The following is an 18803-nucleotide window of genomic DNA, read 5'->3' on the forward strand; positions in this document are numbered from 1 at the left end:
GGAATCAAACGTGAGGCGGAGTCAGGTTAGCGGCTGCTCAGGGCCGTACGCCAGCGGCAGATCCAGCGGTGGATAGGGTGCCTGGGTGAAACGGGGCTACGCGACCGGCGAGGCACGCAAGGAGCGCATCCTGGCGGTCGCGCTGCTGGAGTTCGCCGAGCACGGCTACCGCGGCGCCTCGCTGGCCCGCATCGCCGAGCGGGTCGAGCTCTCCCAAGCCGGGCTGCTCCACCACTTCAGGAGCAAAGAGCGTCTGCTCCTCGCGGTGCTCGACTATCGCGACGAGCTCGACCGGCGCAGGTTCGGCCCGGGGCGCGACGGCCATGAGGGCGGTGGCGCCGACGCGCTGCGCGCCCTGGCCGACGTCGTCGACCACAACGCGCGGGTGCCGGGCCTCGTCCAGCTCTTCTCGGTGATCAGCGGCGAGGCGGTGACCCCCGGCCACCCCGGCCACGAGTGGGCCAGGCGGCGGTACCGGCGGCTGCGCGCCGACGTGGCCGACGCGCTGCGCGCGGGCGTCGAGCGCGGCGAGTTCCGGGCCGGCCTCGACGCCGAGGCCCACGCCGACCGCCTGATCGCGATGATGGACGGCCTGCAGACCCAGTGGCTGATCGACCCCGGCCAGGTGGACATGGCCGCCGTCTTCCGCGGTTACGTGGAAGACCTCATCGCCGCTCTACGGCCCGCCTGACCGCCCGCACGGGCTCGGCCTCCGCCAGCCGCCCGGCCGCCCACACCCCGAGGGCCAGCAACGCGGCCACCTCGGTCACCGCCAGCCCCCGTTCGACCAGGCCGAGGGGCATGACCCGGTACCACGGCAGCCCGCGGCCCGCGCCGATCAGCACCGCCGCGCCGATGCCCACGACCCACAGCGCCGAGCACACCCCCAGCCCGAACGCCACCGTCGCCGACCTGCGGCGTTCCCGGTGCCGCCAGGGCCGGGCGATGATCAGCGCGGCGAGCGGCAGGCTGAGGAAGGCCACGAAGCTGCCGACCCGGTGGATGCTGCCGCTCGTGCTCGGCCCGACCGCCCAGTCGTGCTTCTGGAACGAGGCCGTCAGCAGCAGCCCCACGCTCCAGGCCATGAGCGCGACCGTGCCGACCGCCCCGGCCAGCCGCTTGCGCGCCAGCGAGACGCCGATGGCCGCCGACCCGGCCGCGAGCAGCCCCACGGCGAGCCCGAAGATCCAACCGTCGGGGCCGAGACCGTGCTCGCTGATCGTGCGCCTGAACGGGTTCGTCTCGTCGAGGCCGATCACGTCCAGGCCCACGATCACGGCGATGCCCACCCCCGCCGCACCGAGCCCCCATCGCGCCGGTTGATGCACGCCCACCTCCCGGGATCAGCGGTCAGAAGCCTGTCGCGTGGATCAACGGCGAGAAACCCCGGACGATTCCGGCGTACGGCCACCGGCACGCCGACGTGAACGGAGAGCCAGTTCGGGAGATCGGCGCGTTGCTCGTGCGGATTAGCCGATGTGCGCCCTGTTGGTCCGCTCTTGGGCGAGCGAATACCCGGGCCGCCGGATATCGTCAGAAGTGTGAACGAACGCGCGGGATCGTGGTTGCCGAAGCTGCAGGAAGTCGGAGAGCGGCTTGCTGAGGAGTTCGTGACGTCCCGGCGCGCACCGGCCGCGTCCGGCCTGCCGCAGCCGCACGAGCTGCGCGCCTCCGACGCCGACCGCGAACGCATCGCGCAGGTGCTCCAGGACGCCCACGCCGACGGCCGGCTCGACCTCGTCGAGCTGGAGGAGCGGCTCGGCGTCGTCTACTCCGCGCGCACGCTCGGCGACCTCGCCGGGCTCACCGCCGACCTGCTCCCGGCCGAGGAGCAGCCGCTGAACCTCGACGGCCGGCCGGTGTCGGCCATCTTCAAGAAGGAGCAGCGCGGCGGGCGCTGGGTGGTGCCCGCCGAGCTCGACGTCACGGCCATGTTCGGCACGACCAAGCTGGACTTCCGCGACGCGATCCTGCAGAACAGCCGGATCGTCATCAACGCCACCCTGGTCTTCGGCGGCCTGGAGATCCACGTGCCCGAGGACCTCGAGGTGATCAGGGTCGCCAAGGGGGAGACCGTCCGCCTGACCAAGCAGCCGGTCGAGCCCGGCGGGCCCGTGGTCGAGGTGCGCACCACGAACTTCGCCGGCGACATCAAGGTCAAGGAACCGCCCAAGCGCAAACGCCGCCGGTGAGGCGGGTCAGCCGGCCGTGTCGAAGTTGATCGCGCTGTAGGCGCGCAGCTTCCAGAGCTGGTGCTCGCTCTCGATCTTCCTGATGGTCCCCGACCGGCCGCGCATCACCAGCGAGCTGGTCACCGCCGCGCCCGACCTGAACCGCACGCCCTGCATCAGCTCGCCCTGGGTGATGCCGGTCGCGGCGAAGAACACGTCGTCCGACCTGACCAGGTCGTTCGTGGTGAGCACCTGGCTGAGGTCGTGCCCGGCGTCGATGGCCTTGCCGCGCTCGGCGTCGTCGCGCGGCCACAGCCGGCCCTGGATCACGCCGCCCAGGCACTTGAGCGCGCACGCGGCCACGATGCCCTCGGGCGTGCCGCCGATGCCCAGCATCAGGTCGATGCCGGTGCCCGCGCGGGCCGCCATGATCGCGCCGGCCACGTCGCCGTCGACGATGAACTTGATCCGCGCGCCCGTCTCCCTGATCTCCTTGACCAGCTTCTCGTGCCGCGGCCGGTCCAGGACGACCACCGTGACGTCGGACGGCGAGCAGTGCTTGGCCCTGGCCACCGCGTTGATGTTGTCGGCCACCGACGCCTCGATGTTCACCACGTCGGCCGCCTCCGGCCCGGTGACCAGCTTCTCCATGTAGAACACCGCGGACGGGTCGTACATCGAGCCGCGCTCGCTCACCGCGATCACCGACACCGCGTCCGGCATGCCGAGCGCCGTCAGCCTGGTCCCGTCGATCGGGTCCACCGCCACGTCGCAGTCGGGGCCGCTGCCGTCGCCGACGCGCTCGCCGTTGTACAACATCGGGGCGTGGTCCTTCTCGCCCTCCCCGATGACCACCACACCGTTCATCGACACCGTGTTGATCAGCTGGCGCATGGCGTTGACCGCCGCGCCGTCGGCGCCGTTCTTGTCGCCGCGGCCCACCCAGCGGGCCGCGGCCATGGCGGCCGCCTCCGTCACGCGTACCAGCTCCATCGCCAGGTTGCGGTCGGGGGCGTGCTCGCCCGTCGCGAGCGCTGCCGGTACCGACGTCTGATCGGACATGCTGAGCCTCCTCGTTGAGAACTCTCTCGATCGTAGTTGCCGGTCTATTCCCGGTCAGAGGGGGATAATCTGCCCAGCCCGGCTCAGCCCTCCGCACAAGGGCCGCCGCGCGATGGTCAGGGACCGGCGAAAAGGGATATCTATATGGGTGCCCCGCATGACGGAGACCGGATTTTGCGCCATATCGCGTGCGCGTAGGAGATCTCGCCTCCACCATGGACATGCGCCCCCGCCGTGGAGGAGATCGAATGAGCGAAGTGGAACACGCGGTGACCCAGCCTCGCACGTCCGAGCGGGGGGCTGCGACGCGGAGCTCGCTGCTGGCCGCCGCGCGGGAGGTCTTCGTCTCCAAGGGGTTCGCCGAGGCCGGCGTGACGGACGTCGTCGCCAGGGCCGACGCCAGCGTGGGCAGCCTCTACCACCATTTCTCCGGCAAGGCCGACCTCTACCTCACGCTGTGGGAGGAATGGCAGGCCCGCCAGGCCCAGCGCACCAAGCAGGCCGCCCGCACGGCCCGTGCCGCCGCCGAGGGCGACCCCATGCGGGTGTTCATCGACGCCGCCCGCGCCTACCTCGAAGGCTGCCTGGAGGAACGCGAGCTGGCCGCCCTGTTCCTGCGCGGCGACGGCCCGCCCGGCTTCGAGGTGGTCATGCGCGACAGGCTGCGGACGTGGGCCCAGCGCAACGCCGCCCTGTTCGAGGGCGAGCCCGCGCTCGTCGTCGTGGTCACCGGCGCCCTGGCCGCGGCCGTCAGCGAGATCGTCTTCTCCGGCGACGGCGCGATGGTCGACGACGTGCTGGCGATCATCGGCCAGATCAGGCCCGCCGCTTCGGCGACCGCGCCCTCCAGCGGGTAACCTCGCCAAGTGTGCGACGGTTCAGCCAAAGTTTCTACGGCTACGCGGTAGCCCTCTTCGTGTGCCTGGCGGGCGTGGGGCTCTTCATGCTCGTCGCCCCGCAGAGCCGCGAGGAGCACATCCCGCGGCTCGACTACTCCATCACCGTCGCCAACTTCGGGCACGGCGTGCCCTACCAGGTGTGGTCCCCGCAGAAGGACCCGGCGGGCTGGGTGCCCAACAGCAACAGGATCGCCAAGGGCGAGAACGGCGCTCAGGTGCTCTATTTGGGCTACGCCACCGCCAAGCGGCAGCACGCCATGTTCGCCCAGAGCGACGAGAAGCCGGCCGCCGAGTTCGCCAACCGCATGACCGGCATCGCCAAGCCGTCCGGCAGCCAGCAGGTGGGCGGGGTGACCTGGGAGAGGCGTTTCCGCGAGGACAAGAACCAGCGCTCGCTCGTACGGGTGCTCCCCGACGTCACCCTCGTGATCACCGGCACGGCCGACTGGCCCGAGCTGACCGAGCTGGCCGGGCTCCTGCAGCAGCGCGCCAAGGGGTGACCCTGGCCGGGCGCGGCGGCGTCTAGGGTGGTGGCCGTGGCAGACGAGAAGACACCTTCGTACGAGCAGGCCCGCGAGGAGCTGACCGAGGTGGTGCGCCGCCTGGAGACGGGCGGGCTCACCCTGGAGCAGTCGATCGAGCTCTGGGAGCGCGGCGAGAGGCTCGCGGCCGTCTGCGAGGAGTGGCTGCAGGGCGCCCGGGTCAAGCTCGCCGCCGCCATGGCGAGGCGCTCGGAGCCGGGCGCCGACGACGCCCCCTTCTGATCCGTCAGGAGGCGGTGCGGTTGAGCGCCACCACCGGGATGCGGCGGCTGGTCTTGGCCTCGTACTCCGCGAAGCCGGGGGCGATCTCGACCATGCGGGCGTAGAGCCGGTCGCGCTCGTCGCCCTCGACGAAGTCCGCCTTCACCTCGAACGTCTCGGTGCCGATCTCGGCGGTCGCCGTGGGGGTGGCGCGCAGGTTGTGGTACCAGGCCGGGTGGTTGTCGGCGCCCGCGTTGGAGGCGATGATCACGTAGCGGTCGCCGTCGGCCAGGTACATCACCGGCGTGGTCGTCTGCCGGCCGCTCTTGGCGCCCGTCGTCGTGAGCAGCACCAGCGACGCGCCCTCGAACGGGCCGCCCACCCGGCCCTCGTTGGCCCGGAATTCGTCAATGATCTGCTGGTTGAACGAGTTGGTCATCTCAGCTCCTGATAATCGGAGAGTTCTCCGATTCGGAGAATACCGGAGAGCTCTCCGTTCACAAGGGAGTTATGCTCCAGGCGTGTGCGCACGTCCACTGCTGCCCGTCGTCGGGCAGGCCCAGCCCGAGCGGGCCGACGCCGCGCGCAACCGCCGGAAGATCATCGAGGTGGCCGCCACGATGATCGCCGAGCGCGGCGCCGAGGAGCTCTCGCTCGACGAGGTCGCCAAGGCCGCCTGCGTCGGGGTGGGCACCGTCTACCGGCGGTTCGGCGACCGCGCGGGTCTCGTCCTCGCGCTGATCGACGAGCGGGAGCAGCGGTTCCAGGCGGCGTTCCTGAGCGGCCCGCCGCCGCTCGGGCCCGGCGCGCCGCCGGCCGAGCGGGTCACGGCGTTCCTGCACGCGCTGGTCGATCGCATCGTGGAGCAGCAGGACCTGTTCCTGCTGCTGGAGAACGGGCCGGGCAGGGCGCGCTACAGCGGGCCGTACAAGGTGCATCAGGTGCATCTGGCGAGCCTGCTGGCCGCGGCCCGGCCGGGGGCCCACGTCGCCTACCTGGCCGACGCGCTGCTCGCGCCGGTCACCGCCTGGCTGATCAAGTTCCAGCGGGAGGAGCGGGGAATGACGGTGGAAGATGTGAAGGCCGGCCTCGCCGAGCTGGCCGCCGCCGTCGTGCGGGTGCCCTAGTCCTCCGTACGGACCGTGAGCCGGTCGTCGCTCAGCCTGATCGTCAGCGGGGTGCCCGGCGGCACGTCCTTGGCCAGGCGCACGACCTCGCCCGACGGATGTTGCACGATCGCGTAGCCGCGCTCCAGCGTGGCCGCGGGCGACAACGCGACCAGGCGGGCCCGCAGGTGCGTGAGATCGTCGGCGGCCCGGTCGAGCGAGCCGGTCAGCGAGCGCCTGGCCCGCTCCCGCAGCGCGTCGACCTGCTCGGCCCGGCGTTCGAGCTCGCGCACCGGATCGGCCAGCGACGGCCGCGAGCGCACCGACGTCAGCCACGACATCTCGCGGTCGAGCCAGCCGTTGAGCACCCGCCGCCCGCGGTCGCGCAGCTGGCGGATCAGCGCGAGCTGCTCGCCCACGTCGGGGACGACCTTCTTGGCGGCGTCGGTGGGCGTGGAGGCGCGTACGTCGGCCACCAGGTCGAGCAGCGGGCTGTCCTGCTCGTGGCCGATCGCGCTGACCACGGGGGTGCGGCAGGCGGCCACCGCGCGCACCAGCGTCTCGTCGGAGAACGGCAGCAGGTCCTCCAGCGAACCCCCGCCGCGGGCCACCACGATCACCTCGACCTCGGGATCGGCGTCGAGCTTGCGCAGCGCCTCGGTGACCTCCCCGACCGCGTACGGCCCCTGGACGGCCACCTCCTCCACCTTGAACCGCACGGCCGGCCAGCGGCGTCGGGCGTTCTCCAGCACGTCGCGCTCGGCGGCCGAGTCACGCCCGCAGACGAGCCCGATCGTGCCCGGCAGGAACGGCAGCCGCCGCTTCCTGTCGGCGTTGAACAGCCCCTCGGTGGCCAGCAGCCGGCGCAGCCGCTCCAGCCTGGCCAGCAGCTCGCCCACGCCGACCGGCCGGATCTCCATCGCCGTGAAGGCGAACGAGCCCTTGTTGACCCAGAAGTCCGGCTTGACGTGCACCACGACCCTCGCACCGTCGGAGGGACGCGGCTCGGCGGCCTCGTAGACGCCGCGCGGAGCCGTGACCCGGGCCGAGACGTTGGCCACCGGGTCACGCAGGGTCAGGAACACCGTGCCGCCGCGCGCGCTCAGATCGGTGATCTGGCCCTCGACCCACACCGTGCCGAGTCTGCCGATCCAGCCGCCCACCATCTGCAGGACCGTGCGGATCGGCAGGGGAGACTCGGGTGTGGTCTTCGAGGTCATGGCGGAAGACTACGGGTTCGCTACGACTACTCCCCGGTCTGCAGCTTGGCCAGCCGGTTCTCGAACATGCGCACCACCTCGTCGCGGGCCTGGGTGGCGCGCTCGTAGGCGAGGTAGTCGCCGATCTGCTCGGCGGACTTGCCGCGCATCCTGGCCCGCAGCGAGGCCACGGTCAGCTCGGAGTAGCCGGGCAGCGGCTCGGCCAGGTCGTCCGGGACGGCCTTGGGCTCCGCCACGGGGGCGGCCGGCTCGGTGACGGCCTCCGCGGCGGCCTTGAGTACGCCGTCCTGGGGCGCGGCGACGGGCGCGGGCTCCTCGGTGACCTCGGTGACGGCGGCGGGCTCGGCGGCGGCCTTCGTCGCCTTCGCGGGCTTGGCGGTCGTGGTGGTCGCGGCGGCCTTCGTGCTCTTGGCGGTCTTCGTGGCCTTGGCGCTCCTGGCGGGCTTCGCGGCGCTCTTGGCGGCGGGCTCGGCCGCGGGCGCGACCTCAGCCTCAGCGACCGGCTCGACCTCGGCGGTGGCCTTGGCATCGGCGGCGGGCTCGGCCTCCGTCGGCGCCTCGGCCTTGACCTCGGCCTTGGCCGGCGCGTCGGCCTTCGCCGGGGCCTCCGTCTCGGCGACGGCTTCCGGCTCGGGCTCGGTCGCGGTCTTGGCGTCGGTCGTCGGCTTGGGCTCGGTCGTCGCCTTCGGCTCGGTCGTCGCCTTCGGCTCGGCTTCCGGCTCGGGCTCGGTCTCCGGCTTGGTGGCGGTCTTGCCCGCGGGGGCGAAGATGACCGGGTCCGGCTTGCTCTTGGCCGACCCGTTGGGCGCGGCCTCCGGACGCGGCGTGAAGATCACCGGCTCCTTGCGCGCCGGCTTCTCCTCCTCGGCCGGGGGAGCGGCGACCTGCGCGGCGGCGGAGGGACGGGACTCCTGCTCCTCCTCCTGCTCCTCCTTCGTGCCGAGCCCCTTGATGGAGTTCTTCACCCGGTCCACCACCAGCAGCGCCTGCCCGGCCGCGCTGAGCGTGGTCTGGACGACGAACAGCGGCAGATCCTTGGCCTTCTCCTTGAGTTCGTCCTTGTTGGTAACGGTTCTGGCGATGTTGCGTATCACGTCGCTGAGGGACATGACGTCTCCCTGGGAGGTCTGTATTGGACGGCCAGTCTGGCAAACGGCGGGCGACCACGCACGCGCAGCCCTGATGGCCGCTCCACGTAGCATAAGAAGTATGGAGCCCCAGACCCCCACTTCCCGCCGAGTACTCGTAGCCAAGCCGCGCGGCTACTGTGCCGGAGTCGATCGAGCCGTGGTAGCGGTCGAGAAGGCTTTGGAGCAGTACGGCGCGCCGGTCTACGTCCGCAAGCAGATCGTGCACAACACCCACGTCGTCAGGACGCTGGAGGCCAGGGGCGCCATCTTCGTCGAGGAGACCGATGAGGTGCCCGAGGGCGAGATCGTGGTGTTCTCGGCCCACGGCGTCTCGCCGGCCGTGCACGAGGAGGCCAGGCAGCGGGGCCTGCGCACCGTCGACGCCACCTGCCCGCTGGTCACCAAGGTGCACAACGAGGCCAAGCGGTTCGCCGCCCAGGACTACGACATCCTGCTCATCGGGCACGAAGGCCACGAAGAGGTCGAGGGCACCTCGGGCGAGGCCCCCGACCACATCCAGCTCGTCGACGGCCTCGACTCGGTCGAGAAGGTCCAGGTGAAGGACCCCGACAAGCTCGTGTGGCTGTCGCAGACCACCCTGTCGGTCGACGAGACCACCGAGACGGTCGCCCGCCTCAAGGAGCGCTTCCCCACGCTGATCGACCCGCCGAGCGACGACATCTGCTACGCCACCCAGAACCGTCAGGTCGCGGTGAAGGAGATCGCCGCCGAGGCCCAGCTCGTGATCGTGGTCGGGTCGGAGAACTCGTCCAACTCCAAGCGCCTGGTCGAGGTGGCCAAGGACTACGGCGCCGAGGCCGCGTACCTGGTGGACAACGCCGGCTTCATCCAGGACGAATGGCTCGAAGGCGTCACCACGGTCGGCGTGACCAGCGGCGCGTCGGTGCCGGAGGAGCTGGTCGACGAGGTGCTCGCGCGGCTGGCCGGCCACGGCTTCGGCGACGTGCACGAGGTCGAGTCGGTGCAGGAGAGCATGCGCTTCGCGCTCCCGCACGAGCTGCGCAAGGACCTTCGCGTCGGCTAGTCGTCGCCGCGCGGGGTGCCGTAGACCTTGGGCTCGAAGTAGCCCTCCGGCTCGGGCACGAACGGCTGGCGCGGGCGCGGCATCTCCGCGCCCGCCTTCAGCTCCTCGCGCAGCTCCCGCACGTTGTCGCGCAGGCCGCGCCGCCAGGCGACGGCCAGCACGACCGCCGATCCGGCGAACAGCCAGGGGGCGCCGCGGGTCAGCGAGCCGTACAGGCCAAGGGCCAGCGACTGCACGATCGACACCGAGCCGAACGCGCGCCCGAGCTCGACGAAGAGCGTCGCGCAGAAGAACACCAGCGGCGGCGTGACCACCAGCGACAGCAGTTCGCGCTTGTTGACCAGGAGCACGCCGAGCAGGCTCGACGCCACGAACGCGGCCCCAACCAGGTAGGACAGGCCGAGCACCGCGGTCAGGACATAGCCCGCCAGGGTGGCGACCAAGGTGAGCGCGATGGCGCCGCGAGCGGTCAGCCGGACGCCGGAACGCCTGCCCTTCTCTGCCACTGTCCCACCCCCGTTTACGGCGACCCGCCTGCCAACTTACCGTTCGAGTGCGAAATCAGAGACGTGGTTTCGAGCAGTTCGGGCGAGGCCAGGGGTCTCGGCAGCCCTTCGAGCATCTCCGGGGCGTCCAGGTCGCCGTCCACGACGCCCAGATCGTTTAGTTTGCGTGCGGTGACCAGGACGCGGCTTTCGAGCGAACCGACCGACTTGTTGTACGCCTCCACCGCCCGCGTCAGCGCCTTGCCCAGCGACTCCACGTTCCTGCCGAGGGACGACAGCCGCTCGTACAGCTCCTTGCCCAGCTCGAACACCGCCCGCGCGTTCTCGCTCAGCGCGGCCTGCTGCCAGGCGTAGTGGGCGGTGCGCAGCATCGTGATCAGCGTCGTCGGCGTGGCGATGTGCACCCGCCGCGCCATGGCGTACTCCAGCAGCGCGGGGTCGCGTTCGAGCGCGGGCGCGAGGAACGCCTCACCCGGGATGAACAGCACCACGAACTCCGGCGACGGGTTGAACCCCTGCCAGTACGCCTTGGCCGCCAGCCGGTCGACGTGCTCGCGCACGTGCCTGGCGTGCGCGTCGAGCCGGACGGTGGCCAGCGACTCGTCGCCCGCCTCGGCCGCCTCCAGGTAGGCCGCGAGCGAGACCTTGGAGTCGACCACGATGTTCTTGCCGCCGGCCAGCCTGATCACCATGTCGGGCCGCATCGCGCCCTCGACGACCTGCTCCTCGAAGTCGCAATGGCGCTGCATCCCGGCGATCTCGGCCACCCGGCGCAGTTGCAGCTCGCCCCACCGCCCGCGGGCCTCGGGCCGCTGCAGGGCCCTGACCAGCGCGGTCGTCTGAGAGCGCAGTTGCTCGTTGCTCTGCTGGACGAACTCCATCTGCTTGGCCAGCTCCGCCCGCGCCGCCCGCTGCCCGGCCTCGGTGTCGCGAAGCTGCGACTCGACCCGCGCGAGCGCGTCCTTCAGCGGCTCGACCAGGTGCTCGACGGCCTGCCTGCGCTGGTCGAGGTCGCCGGCGGCCTCCGCGCGGCTGGCCGAGAGCCTGGTCTCGGCCAGTTCGAGGAAACGCACGTTGTTGACGTCGAGGGCGCGTGTGGACAGGGCCTGGAACCGTTCGGCGAGCTGCTCCTCGACGTAGACCAGCTTCTCGGCGGCCGACCTGGCCCGCGCGTCGGCCTCGGCCACCCGTACCGCCGCGCGGGTCCTGGCGACCAGGAAGCCGACGAGGAGTCCGAGGGCGAGTCCAATGAGCAGCGAGACGACATCCACTCCAACGATGATTGCAGCACATCGCGTCTGGATCTTCCCGACACGCTTGCGGAATCCGCTTGTGCGCCGACTGATCCGTCACGCACAGTATTGGGATGGCTACCGGTACGAGTGTCGCCGTCGCCGTGTCCGCGGTGTCGATCGCCCTGATCGCCCTGGCCGGAGCCGTGATCACCGGGCCCGGGGCCGAGGGGCCGGCGGCCACCCGCCCGACCCTGCGCTGGACGCCCGGCGCCTGCGTCACCGACCGCTACTCGCTGATCCCCTGCAACGGCGGCGACTTCGAGGTGCTGGCCATCGCCCACGACCCGCCGCGGCCCGCCGACTGCCCCGACGACACCGACGACGTGCTCCGTATCGGCCTGGGTCGCACGGCCTGCGTACGGTCCTTCCTGGCCCCGCACGCCGGCCTGCCCGGCGGTGGCGGCGGCGTGCTCAGGCCCGGCGACTGCGTGGCGCTCGACGGCCGGGAACGCCCGTGCGCGGGCACCGGCTGGTACGGCAGATCCATCGCGATCGCCTCGACCGCGGACGAATGCCCCTCGACCACCCTCGACACGCTCGAAAGCGGAGCGGACGTCGTCTGCCTGGGCCCCGGCGGTCAGGTGCTCGCCGCGGGCGCGTGCGTGGCCAGACCGGCCGCCGAGGTCGTCGCCAGATCGGCCGTGACCAGGGCCGCCTGCGACTCGTCCGCGGCCTGGGCCCGCGTCGTCTCCTTCGAGACCACGCCCGCGGCCTGCCCGGCCGGCGTGCAGCGCTACCTGCGCGCGGCGCCCGGGACCTACCGTCCGGTGACCTGCCTGCACCTGCTCAGCAAGTAAACTCGCTGTCCGTGAGCCTTTCCATCGGCATCGTCGGCCTGCCCAACGTCGGTAAGTCCACGCTCTTCAACGCGCTGACCAAGACCGGCAACGCACTCGCCGCGAACTACCCGTTCGCCACCATCGAGCCCAACGTGGGGATCGTGGGCGTGCCCGACGACCGCCTGCCCAAGCTGGCCGAGATCTTCGGCTCGGCCCGCGTGCTGCCCGCCAAGGTCGAGTTCGTCGACATCGCCGGCCTGGTCAAGGGCGCCTCGGAGGGGCAGGGCAGGGGCAACCAGTTCCTCGCCAACATCCGCGACACCGACGCGATCTGCCAGGTCATCCGCGTCTTCGGCGACCCCGACGTCACGCACGTCGACGGCGAGATCTCCCCCAAGCGGGACATCGAGACCATCAACACCGAGCTGATCATGGCCGACCTGCAGACGGTCGAGAAGGCCGTGCCGCGCCTGCAGAAGGAGGCGCGCAACAACAAGGACAAGAAGGCGGCGCTGGAGGCCGCCGAGGCCGCGCTGGCCGTCCTGGAGACCGGCAGGACCATCTTCGAGAGCGGCCTCGACCGGGAGGAGCTGCGCGAGCTCCACCTGCTCACCGCCAAGCCCTTCCTCTACGTCTTCAACCTCGACGCCGACGAGCTGACCGACACCGCGCTCAAGGAGCAGCTGTCGGCCATCGTCGCGCCCGCCGAGGCCGTCTTCCTCGACGCCAAGATCGAGTCCGAGCTGGTCGAGCTCGACGAGGAGGAGGCGCTGGAGCTGCTCCAGTCGGTCGGCCAGGAGGAGTCGGGCCTGCGCCAGCTCGCCCGGGTCGGTTTCGAGACGCTGGGCCTGCAGACCTACCTGACCGCCGGCCCGAAGGAGACCAGGGCCTGGACGATCCGCAAGGGCGCCACGGCGCCCGAGGCGGCCGGCGTGATCCACACCGACTTCCAGCGCGGCTTCATCAAGGCCGAGGTGGTCTCCTTCGACGACCTGGTCGAAGTGGGCTCCATCGCCAGCGCCCGGTCCGCGGGCAAGGCCCGCATCGAGGGCAAGGACTACGTCATGCGCGACGGCGACGTGGTGGAGTTCCGCTTCAACGTCTGATCCGGCTATCCGAGCAGCCCGCCGAGCAGTGCCGCGGGGCCGCCGCTGAGCGGGCCACCGCCGCCACTGAGCGGGCCGCCGCCGGTGCCGGCGGGCTTCTTGTCGAAGTGGATGAGCTCGTTCGCGTACGTGCCGCCCTGGCACACGGCCTTGCCGCGGCCGACGGGGGAGACCTTGCCGCCCGCCTTCGTGCACTCGCTGTCGGTGACCCAGGAGGGCGCGGCGGCGGCCGGGGAGGGCGCGCAGAGGGCGAACGCGGCGAGCGCGGCGGCGGGCAGGAGGGCGGCGGCGAGGCGACGCATCACATCAGTCCAATCACGGTGGGCTAACTTTCGCTACGCTAGGTTACCGGCGGATCGCCGTCGAAAGCCCATCGTCCGGATGACGAACGCGCAGGCCCTTCCGGGATTATGTGATTCCGGGACAACTGACGCGTCAACCACTTTGGGGCCCTACGCGTCGAATCGTCACGGCGATCACGCTGACTCGGGAGGCCCTCATGATCCGACGCATCATCCGGAAACGACGTCCGGCGCCCACCCTCGCGGGCATCAGCCTGGAGGAGGAGCTGGCCCTGATCAGGGTCGAGCTCATGTACGGGCTGCGCGTCAACCGTGAGGCATACCTGCGCAGGAAGGTCGACGAGCGCAACGAGCTGGCCAGCCGCATGCGGGAGCGGGACGCCGCCTCGATGCTCGCCGACCTGCGGGGGTCGCTGGAGCGTGCGGTGTCGCCCACGGTCGTCGACCTGCACAGCCGTCGCCGGGCACGCACGAGCCAGGACCCCGAGCCCGCCTGAGCCGAGACTGTCGTACCCCCAGAAGTGGTGCATAACACCCTCTGTCCTCCTCTCATGCCAAATGCGCAGGTCGTGAGCATCTATGCCTGTTTTGGACAGGAACTCATGTCCGCCGCGCTAGGCGGAAATGGGCGTCTGGCCTGGTCAAATGGTGATTCCGCCAGTAAGTGACGGGAAGCGGCACTGACGCCTGCCATACGGATCCGGTTTGCCGTCAGGGCGGTCATGCCTGCAGCATGGGCGTGGCTTTCCTGGAAGAATGGCGGGACCGGATAGGGTGACTACTTCACCGCGGATGATGGGGATCGGCAACGGACGACACCGCGCCAACCGGGGGGATCGGCGCGAGCGGAGGCGTGATGGCTCGTAGGTCTACCGTCCAGCACGATCCTCGGATCGCTGGCGAGCCCGAGCTTTCCGCGCGCCCGGACATGGCTGACTTCGACGCGCCGCCCTCGCGCAGGCCACGTCGGGGCGGCTGGTCCGGTGGCGGCGGACGGTGGCTGGTCTGGGCCGGCCGCATCATTCTCTGGGCGCTTATTGTGGTTATCGTGGTGAATGGGATTCGTGCCCCATTTGAGCGGTTTACCCAGCAAGAGCCCACGACGACGAATGGCGCCGCCGTGGCGCACAAGGGATTCCCCGCTGACCAGGGCATGGCTTTCGCCGCCCAGTTCGCGGGGGTCTATCTGAATTTCAGCCCGGAAGACGCGGCCAGCCGCACCAGGAAGCTCGCCGCGTTCCTGGCCGAGGGTATGGACGCGCAGATGTGGTGGGACGGCTTCGGCAAGATGGCCGCCGTCGCGATCCAGCCGTACGACATCGAGGCGACCGACGCCCAGAACGCCGTGGTGAGCGTGGCCTTCCAGTCCGGGCCGCGCCGGCTCATGCTGTCGGTCCCGATCTACTACTCAGGCGACGACAACGGCAGGCGGTTCGTCATCTCGGGCCGTCCGGCGATCCTTCCCGCGCCGGCCCCCGCCGACCTGCCGCAGCTCGCGAAGCCGGAGACCGACGACGCTGCGGCGGCCGAGCTCAAGCCGCAACTGGAGGGCTTCTTCAAGGACTACGCCTCCGGCGACACCGCCGGGCTGCAGCGCTACGTGGCCGCCGGGAAGAACCTGCCGAGCTTCGGCAGCGCCTTCACCTTCGCGGAGCTGAAGGACATCGTGGTGCCTGTGGGGGGTGCCACCCGAGAGATCCAGGCGGTCGTGGTGTGGATCGTGCCCAACGGCGACGCTCCGGCCACGCCGAGCGCCACCGACCCGGCCGCCGTGGGTGGGCGGCTGGAGCAGGCCTACCGCCTCACCGTGGAGAAGCAGGGCGACAAGTGGTACGTCGCCGACATCCGCGGCGCTGGTCGGGCCGTTGGATAGACGCACGGCCGCGCTGCTGTTCGGTACCCCCCGGGAGGACAAGAAGTGACGTTGAAGACCGTAGTGCTCACCTTGATCGAAATGACGCCGTCGCCGTCGCCGACCGGCATTGACACCGGAGGGCTCGCCAACTTCCTGCGTGCCTTCTTCGCCCCGCTGTTCCTGGTAGTCGTCTCCGTGGTCGCGCTCTTCTTCCTCTTCACCCGCGAGATCACGCGTTTCGTCCAGTTCCTCATCCTGGCTGTGGCCATTGGAGTGATCTTCTACGTTCCCAACATCATCGAGGTGACGGCGAAGGCGATCGCGGGCGCTCTCGGCATCAAGTAAAGGGTTGAGACCGCTCCAGGGCGGTCATGTACGAGCGGGTGGAGAGGAGGACTGCGTGGACCTGCCCACGTATACGAACATCTGGCGCATCGAGAAGCGGCTCTACAAGCTCTACGACCTTCGCCTCCCGATGCCGCTCCCCATCGTCTGGATCGGCGTGTTCGTCGGGGTGTTCGTGCCGTGGTCACTCCTGCTGATCCTGGTGGGCGTGCCGGTGGCCATGCCGTGGCACGTGCTGTTCCTGGTCCCGCCGGGGATCGTGACGTGGTTGTCCACGCGTCCCGTCATCGAGGGCAAGCGGCTCACCGAGCTTCTGGAGTCCCAGCTGCGCTATCTGGGCCAGCCCAAGGCCTGGTACCGGCTCGCGCCCACCTCCGAGCCCGAGGCGGTCACGTTCTCGGGGCGCATCTGGCGTACCACTCGGGTCCGGGTCAAGGCGAAGGCGGCGCGTAAGGCCCGCCAGCCGCAGCGCAGGCGCGAGGGACAGCGGATCACGGGTCCGCGCCAGGTCCGTCCGGCCGTGGCCGCCGCGGCGGCGGCCGCCCAGCAGGCGCCGGTGGCCGAGGCGCGTACCGGGTGGGGGTCGCGTACCAGGCGGGGCACGGCGCCCGCGCTGGGGTCGCAGGCCGGCCGTCCCGCCCCCGCGTTCGGCCGGGACGTGCCGCTGGTCCTGGTCCCCGGGGATGAGAACGGACCGGCGCTGCCGCCGGTCGAGCATGACGTCGCCGCCGGAGAGCTGGCCAGCCGCGAGCTCACCGGCGGCGCCCTCCCGGCCCGCCCCCGCCGCGCCGCCCCCGACCGCCGCTCCGAACGCGACGCGACCGGCTCGGAGACCGCCGTTCCCGAGTCCGCCGTTCCCGAGGAGCGGGCTGCCTCCGAGGCGGCGCAGCCGGGCGGGCGCAGGGGCTCCACGGGCAGGGCGTCGGGCGAGCGTACGGGCTCCGCTGCGGGCGAGGTGCAGGGTGGCCGTGGGGCGGTCGTGCCGATCCGGCCGGCGGAGGGGCTCAAGCCCGTGGCCGGCAAGCCGATCGACACCGAGGCCCTGCGGCGGTTGCGCCGGCTCGCCGCCACCGCCGACGCGCCCGGTGAGGCGGCGGGTCGAGCGGAAGGCGAGCGCGGCGCCGCAGAGCGCCGCGACGACGTCACCGGACGTCGTGAGAGCACGGACGAGCGTCGCCAGGGCGTCACCGGCCGTCCCGAGGGCGTGGGCCGCGAGGACGAGAACACGACCGCCCGCGACCAGCACAGGAAGGGGCAGCCGCCGCGGGTCGCGCCCGGGACGGTGATCCTGGGCGCGCAGCGTTCCTGGCCCCCGGTCGACCCCGACGCCAAGCCCTTCTCCGGCCCACCCCTCCGCCTTGAGGACCAGATCCCCAACCCCCAGCCCCCCGCCGACACCCCACCCGCAATCGAAGCGGGGCATGTGGGCGAAGCCGGGCATGTGGGCGAGGGCGCGCACGCGGGAGAAGGCGTGCACCTGGAAGAAAGCGCGCACATGGGAGAAAGCGTGCATCCGGGCGAGCAGGCGCGGACGGGCGCGGGTGTCCCGGCGGGCAAGGGCGAGGGCGAGTCGGCAGGCGAAGGCGCTCCCGTCGGGGAGACCGCTCCTGCCGCCGGCACGGACGCTCCGAGGCCCGACGCGCCCGACGCCGAACGGTCCCTCAAGACCGCGCACAAGGCTGCCACAGAAGTCTCCGCCCCCGCCGAAGCCTCCGACCGGGGCGAAGCTCGCACCGACCGGGAAGTCTCCGCTGGCAGCGAAGCTCGTGCCGACCGCGAAGTCTCCGCTCGCGCCGAAGCCTCCCTCCACAGCGAAGCGCCCGCTGACCGCGAAGCCCCCGCCCGCAGTGAAGCCCCCGTTGGTGGCGAGGATGCTGCCGAGCGGCCCGGCTCCGGCGAAGTGCACGCGTCCGCCGGGCAGGATGTCCTCGCTGGGCAGGGCACTCCCGACGGGAGGGTCGGTGCTGGGAGGCGGGGCGTTTCCGAGGGTGAGAATGCCGCCGCCGAGCGGAGGGCTTCCCCAGAGGTTTCCGCCGACGCGGCCGCCGAACGGCCTGAGGGCGCACGTACGGAGGCACCGGCCGACCGGTCCGCCGGCGATGGACCCGCGCCGGACGAGCAGCCCGAACCTTCCGAGGCGTACGGCGAACCCGGACGGGACGTGGCGGCGCGGCGGCGGCCCGGTGGCGGCAGGCCGGGGGACAGGGCCGCCGGGTTCGTGGCGCCCGTGCCGGTTCCCAGGCCCGCCGAGGGACGGGTGCGCAGGGTCGAGTCCGTGGTGGGCCGGGACTCCGGCGGATGGCGCAGGATCGCCCAGGTCGTGGTGGGCGGAGGCGGCGTACGCACCGACGGGTCCGAGATCGACGAGGCCAGGGCCAGGGCCGTGTTCGGCGGGAGCCGGCGGATCGTGGTGCTCGGCTGCACCGGCGGCGCGGGCCAGTCCACGACGGCGCTCATGCTCGGCCACACCTTCGCCACCTACCGCGACGACCGGATCGTCGCCGTCGACGCCAACACCGGCGGCACCACGCTGACCAGCAGGATCGAGCCCGAGACGCCGGAGACCCTCACGTCGCTGCTGTCCGGCCTCGACCAGGTCAGCGGCTACCTGACGATGCGGGGCTTCACCACCCGCACCGCCTCCGGCCTTGAGGTGATCTCGGCCGACACCGACGCGGGCGCCGAGCAGCGGCTCGCCGACCGCAGCTTCTTCTCCGACCACCGCCTGGGCGAGTCGATGCGCCTGCTCGACCGCCACTACAAGCTGTCGGTCATCGACCCGGCCGCCGCGCTCGCGGCCCGCATCCTGCCGTACGCCGACCAGCTCGTGCTGGTGGTCCCGGCGAGCGAGGAGGCGGCCGAGGCGGTGGCGATGACGTACGAGTGGCTCGACGGGCACGGCTGCGGCGAGCTGCGCAGGCGTGCGGTGATGGTCGTCAACGGCGTGAGCAGGCGGTCGATGGCCGATGTCGAGCAGGCGGAGGCGGTGGCCAGAGGCAGGTGCCGGGCCATCGTCAGGGTCCCGTGGGAGGACGGCCTGGCGCCTGGAGGCGCGGAGATCGTCGACCCCGGTCAGTTGCGCGCGGCCGGACGGCGGGCCTACCTCGCCCTCGCCGGCGTCGTGGTTGCAGGCTTCGCGGTACAGGCACACGGACAGGCCGTCCGACCGAGCGAAGAGGAGTTGGCGAGTGACCCCCCGGGCACGAGAATCGGTGAGCGTTAAGTGAACATGCGAGCAG

General features: G+C 71.5%; 21 protein-coding genes. 13 read left to right on the plus strand and 8 right to left on the minus strand.

The window, feature by feature from the left end:
- Nucleotides 1–85 precede the first annotated feature (85 nt).
- A complete protein-coding gene (locus tag ACNF49_RS10185) occupies nucleotides 86–691 on the plus strand; it encodes a TetR/AcrR family transcriptional regulator (RefSeq protein ID WP_357974560.1) in 606 nt (201 codons plus the stop codon).
- Here the strand turns inward: ACNF49_RS10185 and ACNF49_RS10190 are convergent.
- The gene (locus ACNF49_RS10190; RefSeq protein ID WP_482943527.1) at nucleotides 666–1328 is read right to left on the minus strand and encodes a DUF998 domain-containing protein; all 663 of its coding nucleotides are present in this window, start codon (nucleotides 1326–1328) and stop codon (nucleotides 666–668) included. The two genes, ACNF49_RS10185 and ACNF49_RS10190, sit on opposite strands and share 26 nt — an antisense overlap.
- 213 nt (nucleotides 1329–1541) lie before the next feature.
- Between ACNF49_RS10190 and ACNF49_RS10195 the strand changes: the two genes are divergently transcribed.
- Nucleotides 1542–2192, plus strand: coding sequence for a DUF1707 SHOCT-like domain-containing protein (locus tag ACNF49_RS10195; protein ID WP_357974554.1), 651 nt, complete (start codon nucleotides 1542–1544; stop codon nucleotides 2190–2192).
- 6 nt (nucleotides 2193–2198) lie between these two features.
- On the opposite strand, the gene glpX is transcribed toward ACNF49_RS10195, so the two are convergent.
- Complete coding sequence (glpX, locus tag ACNF49_RS10200; RefSeq protein ID WP_357974551.1) at nucleotides 2199–3233, minus strand: class II fructose-bisphosphatase; 1035 nt, start codon at nucleotides 3231–3233, stop codon at nucleotides 2199–2201.
- Nucleotides 3234–3481: 248 nt separating this feature from the next.
- Between glpX and ACNF49_RS10205 the strand changes: the two genes are divergently transcribed.
- From ACNF49_RS10205 to ACNF49_RS10215, 3 genes are read left to right on the plus strand one after another with little or no spacing between them, the layout of a single operon-like run.
- Nucleotides 3482–4090 (plus strand): TetR/AcrR family transcriptional regulator, encoded by a 609-nt coding sequence (locus ACNF49_RS10205; protein WP_357974548.1) that lies wholly within the window; start codon nucleotides 3482–3484, stop codon nucleotides 4088–4090.
- 11 nt (nucleotides 4091–4101) lie between these two features.
- Nucleotides 4102–4632 (plus strand): DUF4245 domain-containing protein, encoded by a 531-nt coding sequence (locus ACNF49_RS10210; RefSeq protein ID WP_357974545.1) that lies wholly within the window; start codon nucleotides 4102–4104, stop codon nucleotides 4630–4632.
- 36 nt (nucleotides 4633–4668) lie between these two features.
- The gene (locus ACNF49_RS10215; RefSeq protein ID WP_352325447.1) at nucleotides 4669–4896 is read left to right on the plus strand and encodes an exodeoxyribonuclease VII small subunit; all 228 of its coding nucleotides are present in this window, start codon (nucleotides 4669–4671) and stop codon (nucleotides 4894–4896) included.
- Between the two features lie 4 nt (nucleotides 4897–4900).
- Here ACNF49_RS10215 and ACNF49_RS10220 read toward each other — a convergent pair whose 3' ends face one another.
- Nucleotides 4901–5314, minus strand: coding sequence for a nitroreductase family deazaflavin-dependent oxidoreductase (locus ACNF49_RS10220; RefSeq protein WP_357974542.1), 414 nt, complete (start codon nucleotides 5312–5314; stop codon nucleotides 4901–4903).
- An 82-nt stretch (nucleotides 5315–5396) separates the two neighbouring features.
- On the opposite strand from ACNF49_RS10220, the gene ACNF49_RS10225 reads away from it, so the two are divergent.
- Complete coding sequence (locus ACNF49_RS10225; protein ID WP_482943529.1) at nucleotides 5397–6002, plus strand: TetR/AcrR family transcriptional regulator; 606 nt, start codon at nucleotides 5397–5399, stop codon at nucleotides 6000–6002.
- Here the strand turns inward: ACNF49_RS10225 and xseA are convergent.
- Entirely contained in the window at nucleotides 5999–7201 is a 1203-nt protein-coding gene (gene xseA / locus ACNF49_RS10230; RefSeq protein WP_357974535.1) for an exodeoxyribonuclease VII large subunit, read from the minus strand. The genes ACNF49_RS10225 and xseA overlap by 4 nt on opposite strands.
- 26 nt (nucleotides 7202–7227) lie before the next feature.
- The gene (locus ACNF49_RS10235) at nucleotides 7228–8310 is read right to left on the minus strand and encodes a DUF8129 domain-containing protein (protein ID WP_482943530.1); all 1083 of its coding nucleotides are present in this window, start codon (nucleotides 8308–8310) and stop codon (nucleotides 7228–7230) included.
- Nucleotides 8311–8410: 100 nt separating this feature from the next.
- Here ACNF49_RS10235 and ACNF49_RS10240 point away from each other — a divergent pair, with 100 nt between their 5' ends.
- Nucleotides 8411–9376 (plus strand): 4-hydroxy-3-methylbut-2-enyl diphosphate reductase, encoded by a 966-nt coding sequence (locus tag ACNF49_RS10240; protein WP_357974529.1) that lies wholly within the window; start codon nucleotides 8411–8413, stop codon nucleotides 9374–9376.
- On the opposite strand, the gene ACNF49_RS10245 is transcribed toward ACNF49_RS10240, so the two are convergent.
- Nucleotides 9373–9882 (minus strand): DUF6542 domain-containing protein, encoded by a 510-nt coding sequence (locus ACNF49_RS10245; protein ID WP_357974525.1) that lies wholly within the window; start codon nucleotides 9880–9882, stop codon nucleotides 9373–9375. The genes ACNF49_RS10240 and ACNF49_RS10245 overlap by 4 nt on opposite strands.
- Nucleotides 9883–9896: 14 nt before the next feature.
- Entirely contained in the window at nucleotides 9897–11153 is a 1257-nt protein-coding gene (locus ACNF49_RS10250; protein WP_482943531.1) for a DNA recombination protein RmuC, read from the minus strand.
- Nucleotides 11154–11248: 95 nt separating this feature from the next.
- Between ACNF49_RS10250 and ACNF49_RS10255 the strand changes: the two genes are divergently transcribed.
- Nucleotides 11249–11974: a hypothetical protein gene (locus ACNF49_RS10255; protein WP_482943532.1), complete on the plus strand. Its 726-nt coding sequence runs from the start codon at nucleotides 11249–11251 to the stop codon at nucleotides 11972–11974.
- An 11-nt stretch (nucleotides 11975–11985) separates the two neighbouring features.
- The gene (ychF, locus tag ACNF49_RS10260) at nucleotides 11986–13062 is read left to right on the plus strand and encodes a redox-regulated ATPase YchF (RefSeq protein WP_357974518.1); all 1077 of its coding nucleotides are present in this window, start codon (nucleotides 11986–11988) and stop codon (nucleotides 13060–13062) included.
- A 5-nt stretch (nucleotides 13063–13067) separates the two neighbouring features.
- On the opposite strand, the gene ACNF49_RS10265 is transcribed toward ychF, so the two are convergent.
- Nucleotides 13068–13364, minus strand: a complete 297-nt coding sequence (locus ACNF49_RS10265) for a hypothetical protein (protein WP_357974515.1) — start codon at nucleotides 13362–13364, stop codon at nucleotides 13068–13070.
- A gap of 197 nt (nucleotides 13365–13561) precedes the next feature.
- On the opposite strand from ACNF49_RS10265, the gene ACNF49_RS10270 reads away from it, so the two are divergent.
- From ACNF49_RS10270 to ACNF49_RS10285, 4 genes are all read left to right on the plus strand, one after another.
- Entirely contained in the window at nucleotides 13562–13861 is a 300-nt protein-coding gene (locus ACNF49_RS10270; RefSeq protein WP_352352934.1) for a hypothetical protein, read from the plus strand.
- A gap of 431 nt (nucleotides 13862–14292) precedes the next feature.
- The gene (locus ACNF49_RS10275) at nucleotides 14293–15237 is read left to right on the plus strand and encodes a conjugal transfer protein (RefSeq protein WP_357974512.1); all 945 of its coding nucleotides are present in this window, start codon (nucleotides 14293–14295) and stop codon (nucleotides 15235–15237) included.
- Between the two features lie 81 nt (nucleotides 15238–15318).
- Nucleotides 15319–15564: a hypothetical protein gene (locus ACNF49_RS10280; protein WP_357974902.1), complete on the plus strand. Its 246-nt coding sequence runs from the start codon at nucleotides 15319–15321 to the stop codon at nucleotides 15562–15564.
- A 55-nt stretch (nucleotides 15565–15619) separates the two neighbouring features.
- Entirely contained in the window at nucleotides 15620–18787 is a 3168-nt protein-coding gene (locus ACNF49_RS10285) for a TcpE family conjugal transfer membrane protein (RefSeq protein ID WP_482943533.1), read from the plus strand.
- Nucleotides 18788–18803 lie beyond the last annotated feature (16 nt).

The sequence above is a fragment of the Actinomadura sp. ATCC 39365 genome (assembly GCF_054392275.1).